Annotated in this window: 15 protein-coding genes; 9 read left to right on the forward strand and 6 right to left on the reverse strand. The window is 74.0% G+C overall.

The genetic code is table 11. The annotated features are described in order from the left end of the window. Window position 1 precedes the first annotated feature (1 nt). Both FE634_RS00315 and FE634_RS00320 read left to right on the forward strand, forming a co-directional pair. Complete coding sequence (locus tag FE634_RS00315; protein WP_262347520.1) at window positions 2–1,900, forward strand: acetyl/propionyl/methylcrotonyl-CoA carboxylase subunit alpha; 1,899 nt, start codon at window positions 2–4, stop codon at window positions 1,898–1,900. Continuing rightward, the gene (locus FE634_RS00320; protein WP_138874751.1) at window positions 1,897–2,832 is read left to right on the forward strand and encodes a hydroxymethylglutaryl-CoA lyase; all 936 of its coding nucleotides are present in this window, start codon (window positions 1,897–1,899) and stop codon (window positions 2,830–2,832) included. Before FE634_RS00315 ends, FE634_RS00320 begins: the two co-directional genes overlap by 4 nt. A gap of 81 nt (window positions 2,833–2,913) precedes the next feature. On the opposite strand, the gene FE634_RS00325 is transcribed toward FE634_RS00320, so the two are convergent. Next, entirely contained in the window at window positions 2,914–4,197 is a 1,284-nt protein-coding gene (locus tag FE634_RS00325) for a hypothetical protein (protein WP_148240227.1), read from the reverse strand. A gap of 55 nt (window positions 4,198–4,252) precedes the next feature. On the opposite strand from FE634_RS00325, the gene FE634_RS00330 reads away from it, so the two are divergent. Further along, window positions 4,253–5,449, forward strand: a complete 1,197-nt coding sequence (locus FE634_RS00330; RefSeq protein WP_138874753.1) for a hypothetical protein — start codon at window positions 4,253–4,255, stop codon at window positions 5,447–5,449. Beyond that, on the forward strand, window positions 5,446–6,669 hold the full coding sequence (locus tag FE634_RS00335; RefSeq protein WP_148240228.1) for a hypothetical protein: 1,224 nt from the start codon (window positions 5,446–5,448) through the stop codon (window positions 6,667–6,669). Before FE634_RS00330 ends, FE634_RS00335 begins: the two co-directional genes overlap by 4 nt. Here FE634_RS00335 and FE634_RS00340 read toward each other — a convergent pair. Then, on the reverse strand, window positions 6,630–7,319 hold the full coding sequence (locus tag FE634_RS00340; protein ID WP_137293078.1) for an EcsC family protein: 690 nt from the start codon (window positions 7,317–7,319) through the stop codon (window positions 6,630–6,632). The genes FE634_RS00335 and FE634_RS00340 overlap by 40 nt on opposite strands. Before the next feature lie 60 nt (window positions 7,320–7,379). Between FE634_RS00340 and aat the strand changes: the two genes are divergently transcribed. After that, window positions 7,380–8,063 (forward strand): leucyl/phenylalanyl-tRNA--protein transferase, encoded by a 684-nt coding sequence (gene aat, locus FE634_RS00345; protein ID WP_138874755.1) that lies wholly within the window; start codon window positions 7,380–7,382, stop codon window positions 8,061–8,063. A gap of 84 nt (window positions 8,064–8,147) precedes the next feature. After that, window positions 8,148–8,573, forward strand: a complete 426-nt coding sequence (locus FE634_RS00350) for a hypothetical protein (RefSeq protein WP_138874756.1) — start codon at window positions 8,148–8,150, stop codon at window positions 8,571–8,573. A gap of 63 nt (window positions 8,574–8,636) precedes the next feature. Here FE634_RS00350 and FE634_RS00355 read toward each other — a convergent pair whose 3' ends face one another. After that, window positions 8,637–8,969, reverse strand: coding sequence for a rhodanese-like domain-containing protein (locus FE634_RS00355; protein ID WP_137293075.1), 333 nt, complete (start codon window positions 8,967–8,969; stop codon window positions 8,637–8,639). Window positions 8,970–8,991: 22 nt separating this feature from the next. Further along, window positions 8,992–10,506 carry a SulP family inorganic anion transporter gene (locus FE634_RS00360; RefSeq protein WP_138874757.1) on the reverse strand — a complete coding sequence of 505 codons (1,515 nt, stop codon included), beginning with the start codon at window positions 10,504–10,506 and terminating at the stop codon, window positions 8,992–8,994. Between the two features lie 130 nt (window positions 10,507–10,636). Between FE634_RS00360 and FE634_RS00365 the strand changes: the two genes are divergently transcribed. Then, window positions 10,637–11,008, forward strand: coding sequence for a MerR family transcriptional regulator (locus FE634_RS00365; RefSeq protein ID WP_137293123.1), 372 nt, complete (start codon window positions 10,637–10,639; stop codon window positions 11,006–11,008). Here the strand turns inward: FE634_RS00365 and FE634_RS00370 are convergent. Next, entirely contained in the window at window positions 11,001–11,876 is an 876-nt protein-coding gene (locus FE634_RS00370) for an Fpg/Nei family DNA glycosylase (RefSeq protein WP_138874758.1), read from the reverse strand. The two genes, FE634_RS00365 and FE634_RS00370, sit on opposite strands and share 8 nt — an antisense overlap. A 58-nt stretch (window positions 11,877–11,934) precedes the next feature. On the opposite strand from FE634_RS00370, the gene FE634_RS00375 reads away from it, so the two are divergent. After that, the gene (locus FE634_RS00375) at window positions 11,935–12,189 is read left to right on the forward strand and encodes a hypothetical protein (protein WP_137293072.1); all 255 of its coding nucleotides are present in this window, start codon (window positions 11,935–11,937) and stop codon (window positions 12,187–12,189) included. A 74-nt stretch (window positions 12,190–12,263) separates the two neighbouring features. Next, on the forward strand, window positions 12,264–13,457 hold the full coding sequence (locus tag FE634_RS00380) for an ATP-binding protein (RefSeq protein WP_138874759.1): 1,194 nt from the start codon (window positions 12,264–12,266) through the stop codon (window positions 13,455–13,457). A gap of 26 nt (window positions 13,458–13,483) precedes the next feature. On the opposite strand, the gene FE634_RS00385 is transcribed toward FE634_RS00380, so the two are convergent. Next, window positions 13,484–14,845 (reverse strand): hypothetical protein, encoded by a 1,362-nt coding sequence (locus FE634_RS00385; protein WP_138874760.1) that lies wholly within the window; start codon window positions 14,843–14,845, stop codon window positions 13,484–13,486. Between the last annotated feature and the right edge of the window lie 124 nt (window positions 14,846–14,969).

Genomic DNA, 14,969 nt, shown 5'->3' on the forward strand with positions numbered 1-14,969 from the left:
CGTGCTCGACCCCACCATGCGTGTCCTGATCGCCAACCGCGGCGAGATCGCCGTCCGCGTCGCGCGCACCTGCCGCCGGCTCGGCCTGCCGACCGTCGCGATCCACACCGACCTCGACGCCGACGCACCGCACGTCCGCGCCTGCGACGAGGCGGCCCGCGTCTCCTCCTACCTCGACGTCGACGAGGTCGTCGACCAGGCCCGTCGGCACGGCTGCTGGGCCGTCCACCCCGGCTACGGGTTCCTGTCCGAGCGGTCGGCGTTCGCGACCGCGCTGGAGGAGGCCGGGATCGTGCTGGTCGGCCCGAGCGCCGCGGTCATGGAGCAGATGGGCCGCAAGGACGCCGCCCGCGAGATCGCGATCGCCGCCGGCGTCCCGGTGGTCCCGACCGGGGCCGAGGCCGCGTACCCCGTGCTGGTCAAGGCCGCCGCCGGCGGCGGCGGCAAGGGCATGCGCGTCGTGCGCAGCGAGGCCGAGATGGACGAGGCGGTCGCCGCCGCCCGGCGCGAGGCGCTGAGCGCGTTCGGCGACGACACGATGCTGGTCGAGAAGTACGTCGAGCACGGCCGCCACATCGAGGTGCAGGTCATCGGCGACACCCACGGCACGGTGCTGCACCTGCACGAGCGCGACTGCTCCACCCAGCGCCGGCACCAGAAGGTGCTGGAGGAGGCGCCGGCGCCCACGATCGACGCCGGGGCGCGCGACCGGATCACCCGCGCCGCCGTCGACCTCGCCGCCCACGTCGGCTACGTCAACGCCGGCACCGTCGAGTTCCTGCTCGACGCCGAGACCGGTGAGTTCTACTTCCTGGAGATGAACACCCGCCTGCAGGTCGAGCACCCCGTCACCGAGGCCACCACGCGCGTCGGGGGTGAGGAGCTCGACCTCGTCGAGCTCCAGCTCCGCGTGGCCGCGGGCGAGCCGCTCGGGCTGACCCAGGACGACGTCCGGCTCGTCGGCCACGCCATCGAGGCCCGGGTGTACGCCGAGGACTCCTTCGGCGGCTTCCTGCCCCAGGCCGGGACGGCGTCGATCGTGCGCTGGCCCGGTGCCCGGGCCGGCAGCGGCACCGTCCGCGTCGACCACGCCCTCGAGCCCGGCCAGGTCGTCAGCACCTCCTACGACCCGATGCTCGGCAAGGTGGTCGCGCACGGCCCCGATCGCGAGAGCGCCCGGCGGGCCCTCGTCGAGGCCCTCGACGCGACCGCCATCCTCGGCCTCACCACCAACGCCGGCTTCCTGCGCGCGCTCGTCGCCTCCGACGAGTTCCGCGACGCGACCATCGACACCGCCTGGCTCGACACCGCGGCGGTCGAGGAGCCGTCCGCCGACGTGCCGCGGGCGCTGGTGGCCTGGGTCTCGGCGATGCTGACGTCGTCCGAGCGCGGGCACGCCTTCCAGTCCGACGGGTTCCGCCTCGGCGCGGCGCCCGCGCCCACCCTGGTCGAGCTCGACCGCGAGGTCCTGGTCGACCGCGCCGCCGGCACCGTCGACGGCGTCCCGTTCCGCCAGCTCGGTGCCGCCGACCACGTCCTCAAGGCGGTGGTCGACGGCGTCACCGTCCGCGCGGTCGTCAACGTCCAGCCCGGCCCGACCGGGGTGCACGAGGTGGTCTGGCGCGGCCAGCGCTTCGCCTTCACCCCACCCGACCGGCTCGCGGGCTCCGCGGTCGTCGGCGACGGCACGATCACCGCGCCGATGCCGGGCACCGTGCTCGACGTGCGGGTCGCCGTCGACGACGTCGTCGAGGAGGGCCAGGTGCTGGGCACCATGGAGGCCATGAAGATGGAGCTCTCGCTCAAGGCGCCCTTCGCCGGCACCGTCACCGCCGTGGACGTCGCCGCCGGGGCCCAGGTGCCGCTCGGTGCCCCGCTGTTCGTGGTGGAGCCGCAGTGACCGGGCCGCTGCCCATCGTCGTGCCGGAGCCGGGTCTGCCGGCGGCGGTGACGATCTACGAGGTCGGGCCGCGCGACGGGCTCCAGAACGAGAAGGCCCTGGTGCCGGTCGAGGTGAAGGAGGAGTTCGTCCGCCGGTTGCTCGCGGCCGGGCTGCCCGTCGTGGAGGCCACCAGCTTCGTCCACCCGCGCTGGGTGCCCCAGCTCGCCGACGCCGCCGGGCTGATGGCGCGCCTGGGCGAGCCGGGTCGCGACCTGCCAGTCCTGGTGCCCAACGAGCGCGGCCTCGACCGCGCCCTCGAGCTCGACCTGCGCCACGTGGCGATCTTCGGCTCCGCCACCGAGACCTTCGCGCAGAAGAACCTCAACCGCTCCTTCGACGAGCAGTTCGCGATGTTCGAGCCGACCGTCGCCCGGGCCCGCGCGGCCGGGATGGACGTGCGCGCCTACGTCTCGATGTGCTTCGGCGACCCGTGGGAGGGTGCCGTGCCGGTCGAGCAGGTCGTCGCCGCCGGCCGCCGGCTGCTCGACCTCGGCGCCTCCCAGCTCAGCCTCGGCGACACCATCGGTGTCGGCACCGCGGGCCACGTGACCGCGCTGGTCCGCGCCTTCGTCGACGCCGGCGTCCCCACCGACCGGCTCGCGCTGCACTTCCACGACACCTACGGCCAGGCGCTCTCGAACGTGCAGGCCGGGCTGCGCGCCGGTGTCACGACCTACGACGCCAGCGCCGGCGGGCTGGGTGGCTGCCCGTACGCGAGGAGCGCCACCGGGAACCTGGCCACCGAGGACCTGGTCTGGCTGCTCACCGGGCTCGGCGTCGAGCACGGCGTCGACCTGGACGCCGTCGTCGCGACCAGCACCTGGATGGCCGGGCACCTCGGTCGCCCGAGCCCCTCGGCGGTCGTCCGCGCCCTCGGCGGCACCGCCTGACGGGGATCCCGGACGACCGGGATCCGCGTCGTGACGACCGGGATCCTGGTCGTGACGACCGGGATCCGCGTCGCCGACGACTCAGGCCGGGTCCGGCTCGTCGGCGTCGTCGGTCTCGTCGGTGGTCAGCTCCATCATCTCGCGGCGCAGCCGCATCAGGGTCCGCACCAGCGCGGTGAGGTCGACGACGGCGCGGTCCAGATCGGTCTCGGTGCCGGTGCCGGCGGCGTCGACCCAGTCGGGGGTCGGCGCGTCGACGGGGTCGGGCCTCGGCTCGTCGCCCAACCGGGCGATCCGCCGCCGGCGCCGCTCGTGCAGCGTGGTGAGGCCGCCCCAGGCGTCGCGGGCGGCGTCGAGCACCGCCGCGGCGTCCGGCCCGTGGGCGGCGTCGCCGACGGTGTCGTCGGTCGGCTCGACCGGGAGGTCGTCGAGGTCGCCGACCACCTGGGCGCCGGAGGCGACGATGGCCTCGCGGGTGCTGCGGTTCCAGTCGGCGGCGAAGCGTGCGGTGGCGGCGTCGAGGCGGGCGCGGTCCTCGATCGCGCGCCGTCCGCCCAGGAACCGCGTCGCCAGCGGCGCCTTGACGGTGCGGTTGTAGTCCCACGGCAGGGTGTCCTCGAGGGTCACGTTGAGCCGGCGGACGAGCTCGGTCGAGGCGTGCCCGAGCGAGGGGTTCGACTTCGACGGCGGCTCGGTGGCGACGGCCGGGTCGACGCCGATCGCCGTCGCGAAGCGCTGCCACAGCTCGTCGGGGTCGCGGCGCTCCAGGGGCACGGTGACGACGGTGAGCCGCTCGGGCGGGACCAGCCGGCCCCAGGTGCGCAGCATCCGCGCGACGTCCTGGGTGCGCCGGAACTCCCGCACCCCGGTGTCGCCGCGGACGGCGTGCGCGGCCCACACCGGGCTCGCGGCGCGCTGGACGCCGGCCTGGAACTCCTCCCAGGTGTGGGTGCGCTTGGAGGTGATGCTGGTCTGCCACTGCGCCGGGATCGTCGAGGTGACGTCCCGGACGGTCAGGACGACGTGCACCTCGACCCCGCGGAGGTCGCGGACGACCTGGGCCATCCGGCGCCGCCGGGTGAAGGACAGGAACTCCATCGAGACCAGCGACGCGGCGTCGCGGCGGTCACGGACCTCGGCGACCAGCTCGTCCCAGGCGCCCGCGCTGAGGGCGGCGATCTGGGGGTCGTGCTGGTCGAGGTGCAGGAGGTCCTGGACCGCGCGGACCTGCCGCGACCAGCCCGGTCCGACGAAGACGAAGCCCGCCCCGGCCAGGGCGTCGCGGTTGGCGAGCATCAGCTCCTGGAGGTACGTCGTGCCCGTCTTCATCGCTCCGACGTGGAGGTGCAGCACGGGTCGGGTCACGGGTTGCATTCTGGCACCCGGACCAGCGCTCGGCCTGCGTGGGATGATCGCGGCCATGGCCAGCCCCACCCGCGACTCGACCCGCGACGCCGACCCGGCGCTCGCCTGGGTCGCGCACCTGCGCGCGGGCGGCACCGAGCCGTGGGCCTCGTGGCGGTCGGGCGCCGAGCGCCCGCCCGGGGGTGCCTCGACGACCCCCCGGTCGGCCCCCGTGCCCGGCGCCCAGCAGCTCGAGCTGCTGCGCCGGCTCAACCTGGCCGCCCGCGCCCGACGCGTGAAGCCGTCCCCGGCGCTGGTCGAGCGCGTCGTCAACGCCAGCGCACCCGGCCGCGGCATCCCCGACCTCCCGCTGCTCGGCACCGTGCCGGGCCCGCACCGCTTCGGCCCGCGACCGGTCGACCCGGCCGGGCTCGCCGCCGGTGAGCTGGTGCGCGTCGCCTCCGGCCTGCTCGCCGAGGACCTCGTCGCCGCCGGTGTGCCGGCCGAGGCGCCGGCCGGGTTCCGGCGTCCGTGGGCGCCGTCGTACCGGATCTCGGGCGACCCGTGGCTGGTCTGGCCGGTCGTCGACCAGCTCGGCCGCCGCGGTCGCGGCCCGGGCGGACGGCGTCCGCAGTGGGTGGTCGTCGGCACCGACCTGCCCACCATGCTCACCCACGCCTGGGTCGTCCGCTCCCTCGACAGCAGCGCGATCGGCTGGGACGACTGGCTGACGAACCTGCGCAGCGTCCGCTCGCTCCCGCGTCGCGCCGACACCCTCGGGGCGGTGCGCCGCGCGGCCGCCCACGTGGGCGTGGAGCGGGTCACCGTCGTCCTCGACCCGGCCCGGGTCCCCGGCGTGCTCGGCACCCGCCGCCGGGTCCGCCCGATGCCGCCCCTGGGCGCGGACGCCGCCGACCTGGCCCGGCGCGTGGCCGCGCCCCTCGGCGGGCTGGTGCTCCCCGACCGCCGGGCCCGGCTGCTGCGCCACACGCTCCTCCCGCGGCTGCTCGCCCTGGGCGACCTGGGTGGCCGGCCGCTCGCGGTCCCGCCCGAGCACACCGGCTGGGTGGTGCGCCGCGCGACCCGGCTCCGCCGCGGCCTGCTCGCCACCGGGTGCACGGTGGTCGGCGACCCCGACGTCCTGCTCCGAACGCCCGAGGGTCGCGACCTCCAGGACCGCCCCGATGACCAGGGCACGCTCGACCTCGCGCTCCGGCTGCTGCTGGTGCCCGAGAGCGACCGCCCGACCGAGAAGGGACCAACCCCCGGATGACCCGTCGGATCCTGCTGCACGTCGGCACCCCGAAGACCGGCACCTCCTACGTGCAGGACGTGCTCTACCGCAACCGCCCGCGGCTGGCGCTGGCCGGCATCCTCTACCCGGCGGACCGGTTCGACGCGCACTTCCTCGCCGCGCTCGACCTGATGCGGCTGCCCTGGGGCGGGCTGGAGACCGAGGCGATCGGCGCGTGGGACGCGCTGGCCGCCCGGGTCCGTCGCCACGACGGCACCACCATCATCAGCCACGAGATCTTCGCGACCGCCTCGCGCTCGCAGGTCGGGCGGGCGCTGGAGTCGCTCGGTCACGGCACCGGCGACCCCGACGAGCCCGAGCTGCACGTCGTCCTCTCGGTGCGCGACCTCGTGCGCCAGATCCCGGCCGAGTGGCAGGAGAACGTCAAGCACCGCAGCTCCATCACCTACGCCAAGTTCCTGCGCCAGATCCAGAGCCCCGAGCGGTCCACGCGGATCGGCAGCTGGTTCTGGGGGGTGCAGGAGATCCCGGACATCCTCGACCGCTGGGCCAGCGACCTGCCGCCCGAGCGGGTGCACCTGGTCACCGTCCCGCCCCGCGGTGGTGCTCCGGAGGTGCTGTGGAAGCGGTTCAGCCAGGCCTTCGGCCTCGACGGCATCGACCTGACCCTCGAGACCGAGCGGGCCAACCCCTCGCTCGGCGCCCCGGAGACCGCGCTCATCCGCCGCATCAACCGGGCGGTCAACCGTGAGCTGCCGCCGGCCGAGTACCGCCCGCTGGTGCGGGAGCTGCTGGCCCACCAGACGCTGTCCCAGCGGCGCACGTCGCCGCGGCTGGCCCTGCCCCCCGACGTCCACGAGTGGGTGCAGCGGCTCGAGCGGAGCTGGGTCGAGGAGATCACCGTGCGCGGCTACGACGTCATCGGTGACGTCGAGGAGCTCGTCGGCAGCCCGCCCGAGACGTGGAGCGACCCCGACCACCCCGACGGCGACGACGTCGCCGCGGCCGGCCTCGACGCGATCAAGGCGCTGCTGCTCGACAACGCCCGCCTGCGGCAGGAGGGCGAGGGCCTGCGCCACGAGCTCGACGAGACCCGCGGCGCGCTGCACCGCGCCTACCTGCGACCGACCTACCGGCTGCGCGAGAAGATCGTGCGGCGCCTCGAGACCGGCCAGGCCGGCCGGGTGCTGCTGAAGGGCTACCGCTTGGCGCGGGGCAGGAGCTCGCGGTCGGCGTAGCTGCCGATCTTGTGGGTCGCCCAGCCGTCGGAGCCCATGCCGATGACGCCGCCCAACCCGGGCACCCGGCGTCCGACGGTGCTGGCGAGACGGCGGCCGGTGACCCGGGCGACCAGGTCGCGGGCCACCTCGCCGGAGACCACGGGGTCGAGGGCGGGGTCGTGCACGGGCGCCGTGGCCAGGGCCATCGGCGGCGCCGGGATCTTGTTGCTCCGCACCAGGTCGTTGACGGTGTCCTCGCCGAGGACGGTGACCAGGACGGCGTTGCGGACCCGCGGGTCGTCGAGGTCGTAGCCGCGCAGGTGCGCGACCGCGGCCACCATCCGGCACTGGATGAGCGCGATCCCGGTCAGGTTCGCCGGCACCGTGACGGTCATCGTGACCAGCCCGCCGAGGTTCGTGACGAAGCCGGAGGCGCCGGCCAGGCGCACGTGGGTGTCGACGACGGCGTCCACGGCCTTCTCGACGTCGCCGTGCTCGGCGAGCTGCTTGGCGGCCACCTCGGCGGCCGAGGCGAGCGGGCCGACGCCCTCGACGGCGCGACGCAGCGCCTCACGGACGAACGAGCCGCTCAGGTTCGGTGCCAGGTCCGTGATGCGGGGTGCGAGCTGCCTGCCCACCTGCTTGCCGACCGTCTGTCTCAGACCCATGGTGCCGATCGTAGGCGGCGGCGCGTGACGACCGGCACGAGCGCGACTACGGTCGCACCTGTGCCGGTCGAGCCTCCCCCCTCGCGGTGGGCCTTCGACGCCCACCTCGCCGGCAGCGACCCCGACGACGACCTGGTCGCCCTGGGTGCCGACCTCGAGCCGGGCACGGTGCTCGCGGCCTACCGCCAGGGCCTGTTCCCGATGCCGCTCGGCTCGGCGCGCGACCCGATGGGGTGGTGGTCGCCGGTGCACCGCGGCGTCCTCACGCTCGACCGGCTGGTGGTGTCGCGGTCGCTGCGGCGCGCGTGCCGCGACTTCGAGGTCCGCGTCGACACGGCCTTCGCCGAGGTCCTCGACGCCTGCGCCGACCCGCGCCGTCCGCACGGCTGGATCGACCGGCGGATCCGGACGGCCTACCTCCACCTCCACGAGCTGGGCTGGGCGCACTCGGTGGAGACCTGGCGCGACGGTCGGCTCGTGGGCGGGCTCTACGGCCTGGCCCTGGGCGGGCTCTTCGCCGGGGAGTCGATGTTCCACCGGGAGCGGGACGCCTCGAAGGTCGCACTCGTCGGCCTGGTCGACCTGCTCGACGACGAGCACGGTGAGCAGCGCCTGGTCGACGTCCAGTGGCAGACCGACCACCTGGCCTCCCTCGGCGTCCGCGAGATCGGGCGCGAGGAGTACCTCGGCCGGCTGCCGGGGCTGCTCGCGGTCCCGCTGCCGCGGGGGTTCGCGGGCCCCTGATGGTCGGGCCGGGTTGAACCCCCGGCCGGGTGGGCAGGGTGGGCGGGCGGGCATCCCGAGGTGCCCCGACAGAGAGGAACTCCCATGACCACCATCAAGCGCCGCATCGCCGCGGCGAGCGCCCCGGTGCTGCTCGCCCTCTCCCTCACCGCCTGCGGTGGCGGGAGCGACGCCCCCACCGACGCCTCGAAGGACGACTTCTGCGGGGTCATCAACGCCGAGCCCGGCTCGGACGTCGACCCGGAGGCCTCCCCGGAGGACCAGGCCAAGGCCGTGACCGACCAGTTCAAGCAGCTCTCCGAGGACCTCGAGGAGACCGGCACGCCGGAGGACATCCCCGACGACGCCCGCGAGGGCTTCGAGGTCATCGTCGAGGAGTTCAAGGACCTCGACAGCGACGACGTCCAGAAGGCGCTCGAGGGCGACGCCGACGACATCGCCAAGGTGAGCGAGGACGACAAGAAGAAGGTCGACAAGTTCGACGAGTGGTCCTCGGACTACTGCGGCTGACCGCACCGCCGACGGCGACCGGTGACCTCGAGGAGGGGTCGGCGGTCGTCGTGCGCGTGGGGGTCAGACCACCTGGGGCGGCTGGCCGTTCTCGCTCACCATCGGCCGGCCGGCGGCCTGCCAGTCGAGCATCCCGCCGTCGAGGTTGACGACGTCGTAGCCCTGCTGCGCGAGGTAGCCGGTGGCCTGCGCCGAGCGGCCGCCCACCTTGCAGACCACGAGGGTCTGGCCCGGGGGGACGTCGGCGAGCCGAGCAGGCAGGTCCATCAGCGGCACGTGGACGGCGCCCTCGATGTGCCCGTGGTCCCACTCGACCTGCTCGCGGACGTCGAGGACGGCCAGGCCGTCGGGCAGGGGGTCGGGGACGCCGGTGACGGCGACGGTGGGCACGCTCATGAGCCGGCCTCTCGCATCTGGGTCAGTGGTTCGACAGCTGTCCGCTGAGCGTCTCATGACGTCGCGCGCTCGCCTCGTCCAACCCGACGATCTCCACGCTCTTGCCCCGGCGCGCGTACTTGGCGCGGATCGCGTCCAGCGAGGCGACCGTGGAGGCGTCCCAGATGTGGGAGTCCGCGAGGTCGATGACGACGCGGTCGGGGTCCTCGACGTACTCGAACTGGGTGTAGAGGTCGTTCGACGAGGCGAAGAACAGCTCGCCGGTGACCCGGTAGACCGCGGTCGGACCGTGCTCGTCGTCCGCCACGACCTCGCGGTGGGTCTCGGTGACGTGCGCGACGCGACGGGCGAAGAGGGTCATCGCGACGAGCACGCCGACCACGACCCCGATCGCGAGGTTGTGGGTCGCGACGGTGACCGCGACGGTCGAGAGCATCACCGCCATCTCCGACCTGGGCATCCTGCGCACGGTCGCGGGGTGGATCGAGTGCCAGTCGAAGGTGCCGACGGAGACCATGATCATCACCGCGACCAGCGCGGCCATCGGGATGATCGCCACGACGTCGCCGAACCCGACGACCAGGACGAGCAGGAAGACGCCGGCCAGGAACGTCGAGATGCGCGTGCGGGCACCGGAGACCTTCACGTTGATCATCGTCTGGCCGATCATCGCGCAGCCACCCATGCCGCCGAAGAAGCCGGTGACGAGGTTGGCGGTGCCCTGCCCCCACGCCTCGCGGGTCTTGTCCGACGGGGTGTCGGTGATGTCGTCGACGAGCTTGGCCGTCATCAGCGACTCCAGCAGCCCCACCACCGCCATCGCCAGCGCGTACGGCGCGATCGTCCCCAGCGTGTCGAGGTCGAACGGCACGTCGGGCACGAACAGGCGCGGCAGCGAGTCGGGCAGCTCGCCCTCGTCGCCGACGTCGGGCACGGTGAGCGCGGCCAGCACCGTGAAGCCGGTCAGGGCGACGATCGCGACGAGCGGCGCGGGGACCACGCGCGTCACCCGCGGCAGGCCGACCAGGATCGCGATGCCCGCGGCGACCATCGGGTAGACGAGCCAGGGCACGTCGACCAGGTAGGGCACCTGGGCCAGGAAGATCAGGATCGCGAGCGCGTTGACGAAGCCGACCATCACCGAGCGCGGGATGAAGCGCATCAGCCGGCCGAAGCCGACCAGCCCGAGGACGACCTGGATCGCCCCGCCCAGCAGGACGGTGGCGATGAGGTAGTCGTAGCCGTGGTCGCGCATCACGGGGGCGATCACCAGCGCCACGGCGCCCGTCGCGGCCGAGATCATCGCCGGCCGGCCACCCAGGAACGAGATCGCGACCGCCATCGTGAACGACGCGAACAGCCCGACGCGGGGGTCGACACCGGCGATGATCGAGAACGAGATCGCCTCGGGGATCAGCGCCAGGGCGACGACGAGCCCGGCCAGGACCTCGGTGCGCAGCAGGCGGGGCGAGCGCAGGGCGGCGCGCACGCCCGGCTCGGGCGGCGCGGCGGTGGTGGTCGGCGCGGTGGAGGACATGGACCGGCTCTCGTTGTGACGGCGGCGGGGGCGTCCCACCGTGAGAAGGTGGGTCGATGTGCGGACCGAGCCTAACCTCACGCTACGTGAGGGTTGGCATCCTCGCTCGGGTGGGCAGGGCCACGCCGTGATGCAGATCGGCGAGGTCGCCGCCCGCACGGAGCTCTCGCTGCGCAGCCTGCGGCACTGGGAGGAGGTCGGCCTCCTGCAGCCGTCGGGTCGCAGCGACGGCGGGTTCCGCCTCTACACCGCCGAGGACGTCGAGAAGATCCTCGTCATCCGCCGGATGAAGCCGCTCGGGTTCAGCCTCGACGAGATGCGGGCGGTGATGGTCGACCTCGAGGTCCTCCGCGACGCCGGCGCCGACGAGCCGGCGCGTGCCGCGGCCCGGGCGCGGGTCGGCGCGGTGCGCGAGGACGCCGTGGAGCGGCGGGCGCGCCTGGTGCGCCAGCTCGCGATGGCCGACGAGTTCATCGACCTCGTCGGCGGCGAGCTCACTTGAGCAGCTTGCTCATCCGGCGGTCGGCGAGCGGCTTGCCGCCGGTCTGGCAGGTGGGGCAGTACTGGAGGCTGGAGTCGGCGAAGGACACCTCGCGCACGGTGTCGCCGCAGACCGGGCAGGCCTTGCCGGTGCGACCGTGGACGGCGAGGTTCGACTTCTTCTCGCCCTTGAGCTCGCTGGCGGCCAGGCCGCGCGAACGCTCGACGGCGTCGCCGAGGGTGGTGCGCACGGCGGCGTACAGGACGTCGAGACCACCGTCCTCGTCGTCGGCGATCGCGCTGGCCGGCCGGTAGGGCGAAATCCTCGCCGCGTGCAGGATCTCGTCGGAGTAGGCGTTGCCGATGCCGGCGATCGTGCCCTGGTGGCGCAGCACGCCCTTGATCTGCTTGCGGCCCTCGCTGCGCAGGATCGCCTCGAGCGCGTCGCGGGTGAAGTCGGGGCTGAGCGGGTCGGGCCCGAGGCTGGCGATGCCGCGGACCTCGAGCGGGTCGCGGACGACGTACATCGCCAGGCTCTTCTTGGTGCCGGCCTCGGTGATGTCGAGCCCGGTGCCGTCGTCGAGCACGACCCGGACGGCGAGCGGGGACTTGTTGCTGGGCTTCGGCGGCAGGGCCGGCACCTCCTCGCGCCAGCGGACCCAGCCCGCGCGGGCCAGGTGCAGCACGAGGTGCAGGCCGGAGACGTCGATGTCGAGGAACTTGCCGTGCCGGGTGACGTCGTCGACCAGCATGCCGGTCAGGGCGGTGACCGGCGGGTCGTAGGTCTTGAGGGCGCTGAACGCCGCCAGGTGGACCGTGGCGATCGCGCGGCCGTCGAGCCGGCCCTTCAGGTCGAGGGCCAGCGCTTCCACCTCGGGCAGCTCGGGCACGCCACGATCCTAGGTGCGACCGGTGACAAATGGGGGTGGTCGGGGCGATGATGAGCAGATGTCGACGCCGGTGCGTGCCCTGAGGTCCCCGGGAGCGATCTTCCTCGATCCCCGCGGCGACGAGCGCGCGCTGCGGGTCTCCTGGCACACCGACGGCGGCCCGGACGGCGTCGTGGTGCTCTCGATGTGGCGCGACAACCTCTGCGTCGCCACCTTCCGCCTGGCCGTCGACGAGGTCCCCGACCTGATCGCGATGCTGCGCGAGGGGCTCGACGTCGCCTACGCCGCGACGCGGTCGGCCCGCTCCGCCTGACCCGTCGAACGCCCGGGCGCCGCTCGGGCGCGGCAGTCTAGGGAATCGGCTAGAGATGCCGATACGGTCGCATCGTGGACCCGATCCGGAACCCGTACGCCCCCGGCGCCGGGCAGCGCCCGCCCGAGCTGGCCGGTCGCGACGAGCAGCTGCGCGCCTTCGACGTCGTGCTGGAGCGGGTGTCGCGGGGCCGCCCGGAGCGCTCGTTGGTGCTCACCGGGCTGCGCGGGGTCGGCAAGACGGTGCTGCTCAACACGCTGCGCAGCCAGGCCGTGCGGCGCGGGTGGGGGACCGGCAAGCTCGAGGCGCGCCCCGACCAGCCGCTGCGACGTCCGCTGTCGTCGGCGCTGCACCAGGCGGTGCGCGAGCTGGGGCACGGCCGCGAGGAGGAGGTCGAGCACGCCCTCGGCGTCCTGCGGGCCTTCTCGGAGCGTGCCGCCGGGGGCGACGCGAAGCTGCGTGACCGGTGGAGCCCCGGCATCACCGCACCGCTCGTGCGCGGGCGGGCCGACTCCGGCGACGTCGAGATCGACCTCGTCGAGCTGCTGACCGACCTCGGGGGGCTGGCCGGCGAGACCGGCCGGGGCATCGCGGTCTTCATCGACGAGATGCAGGACCTCGGCCCCGACGACGTCTCGGCGCTCTGCGCGGCCTGCCACGAGATCAGCCAGTCGGGGCTGCCCCTCATCGTCGTGGGTGCCGGGCTGCCGCACCTGCCCGCCGTGCTGTCGGCGAGCAAGTCCTACTCCGAGCGCCTCTTCGCCTACCAGCGCATCGACCGGCTCTCGCGGGCCGAGGCCGACCGCGCCCTGACCACCCCCGCCGCCGAGGAGGACGCCGGGTTCACCCCCGAGGCCCTCGAGGCCCTCTACGCCGCCACCGGCGGCTACCCCTACTTCGTGCAGGCCTACGGCAAGACGGTCTGGGACCTGGCCCCCGCCTCGCCGATCACCGCCGCCGACGTCGACGTCGCCACCCCCGAGGCCGACCGCGAGCTGGGCGTCGGCTTCTTCGGCAGCCGCTACGAGCGCGCCACCCCCGGCGAGCGCGACTACCTGCGCGCCATGGCCGAGGCCACCCCCGACCCCGACGACCCCGCCGGCTCGGTCGCCACCGCCGACGTCGCCGCCGTGCTGGCCCGCAAGCCGCAGGCCCTCTCCCCGGCCCGCGACGCGCTGCTCAAGAAGGGGCTCATCTACTCCGGCGAGCGCGGCCGGATCGCCTTCACCGTGCCGCACTTCGGGCGCTACCTGCGCGAGCAGGCCTGAGCCGCGCGCCGGTCACCGGTCCAGGATCAGCGCCACGGGTCCTCACCGCTCCCGCCGACCAGCTGGCCGCGGAGGTCGTCCAGGCCGGCCTGGCTGGCGGCGTCGGCGTTGGTGAAGTCGGTGACGATCGCCCGGAGCATCGCCTCGCTGTTCCTGACGTCCCACGTCAGGTCGCGGATCGAGGCGGCGGTGTTGTCGCCGACGATCCACATCATGATCGCGACGCCGTTGTAGCGCAGGCCGACCTCGCGGGCCGACGGGGAGAGCAGCCCACCCTCCTCGGCGCCGGCGATGATCTTGGGGTCGGCGTCCTCGAGCCCGTGGGCGAGGTTCTTCATGCCGCTGCTGAGCGAGCCGACGACGGCCTCGCCCGGGATCACGACGGCGAGGGCGCCGGCGTCGGTGACGTCGAAGATGCTGGTCTCGTCGCCCCACCCGCCGTCACCGTCGTCGGAGACCCGGGGGGTCAGGTCGAAGAGGGCGCGGTGGGCCTCGAAGGTCTGCCACCCGTTCTCGAGGCCCTCCCGGACGAGGGTCTCCTGCTGGGTGATGGCCTCGTCGATGTCGTCGAGCCCGGACTCGAAGGCGGCCATCAGGTCCTGGTAGCTGTCCCCGCTGCGCTCGAGGCGCAGCTCGCCGACGTAGTCGTTGGTGGCACTCAACGAGGTGATCCCCGCCGTGGCCAGGGCGAAGGGCAGGGTGACGCCGCCCGAGGCGATGGCGCTGGCGCCGGCGAGGGCCGCACCGGTGAGGCCCAGCAGGAACTTGATCTCCGAGGTGCCCTCGCTCTCGGCGTAGCTGTCGAGGGCCGCGGTGGCCTTCTCCACGTGGGTGTCGCGGTCGGCGCGGGCCTGCGTCCAGATCTCCTTCTCCGCGGCCCAGGCCTCGGTGACGATGGCAGCCAGGCAGCCGTGGTTGCTGATCACCGCGGGGAGCTGGTTGACGAAGCTGTTGTTGAAGGCGTCCATGGCGGCGCCGCGGAACTCGCTGGCGTTGTCGGAGATGGTCTTGTAGTAGCCGCCGAGCGCCCCGCCGTAGGAGTTCTGGCTGCCCATGTTCAGCGCCGTGACCGCCGCCTGCGCGGTGACCATGCCGCCGTTGAGGGCGCTCGGCTCGGGCAGCCGGTCGTCCTGCCACTGCTCGAGCGCGGTGTCCACGCGGTCGCGGACCTCGCCCCACTCGGTGCGGTAGTCGAGGTCGACGTTCGAGGTGACCGGCATCCCGCTGCCCGAGCTCGTGGAGTACGTCGCGACGCCGGTGCCGTCGGAGCCCACGGTCGCGCTGAAGCCGAGACCGTAGTCGAAGTAGGAGCCGCCGCCCTGGCGTTGGTAGCCCTCGGAACGCATGTAGGCGTCGATGGCCGCTTGCTTGAGTGCGTCGATGTCCATCAGTGTGATCCTCGAGAGCTGGGGCGACGGGTTGACCGGGTGGCTCTCCGTCTGCCCCCGCTGGGCCCGCGGGAAACCGCCGCGCCCGGGGGCCGCTCGAACCGCGGCCTCCCGGGCGCCTGTG

It is taken from the genome of Nocardioides sp. S-1144 (assembly GCF_005954645.2).
GTDB classification, from domain to species: Bacteria; Actinomycetota; Actinomycetes; order Propionibacteriales; family Nocardioidaceae; genus Nocardioides; species Nocardioides dongxiaopingii.

Bases quoted from the DNA above. Each gene is read 5' to 3' on its own strand.
- FE634_RS00330 (WP_138874753.1), top strand. From the start codon at position 4,253: ATGGCCAGCCCCACCCGCGACTCGACCCGCGACGCCGACCCGGCGCTC.
- FE634_RS00335 (WP_148240228.1), top strand. From the start codon at position 5,446: ATGACCCGTCGGATCCTGCTGCACGTCGGCACCCCGAAGACCGGCACC.
- FE634_RS00340 (WP_137293078.1), bottom strand. From the start codon at position 7,319: ATGGGTCTGAGACAGACGGTCGGCAAGCAGGTGGGCAGGCAGCTCGCA.
- FE634_RS00350 (WP_138874756.1), top strand. From the start codon at position 8,148: ATGACCACCATCAAGCGCCGCATCGCCGCGGCGAGCGCCCCGGTGCTG.
- FE634_RS00355 (WP_137293075.1), bottom strand. From the start codon at position 8,969: ATGAGCGTGCCCACCGTCGCCGTCACCGGCGTCCCCGACCCCCTGCCC.
- FE634_RS00360 (WP_138874757.1), bottom strand. From the start codon at position 10,506: ATGTCCTCCACCGCGCCGACCACCACCGCCGCGCCGCCCGAGCCGGGC.
- FE634_RS00365 (WP_137293123.1), top strand. From the start codon at position 10,637: ATGCAGATCGGCGAGGTCGCCGCCCGCACGGAGCTCTCGCTGCGCAGC.
- FE634_RS00375 (WP_137293072.1), top strand. From the start codon at position 11,935: ATGTCGACGCCGGTGCGTGCCCTGAGGTCCCCGGGAGCGATCTTCCTC.
- FE634_RS00385 (WP_138874760.1), bottom strand. From the start codon at position 14,845: ATGGACATCGACGCACTCAAGCAAGCGGCCATCGACGCCTACATGCGT.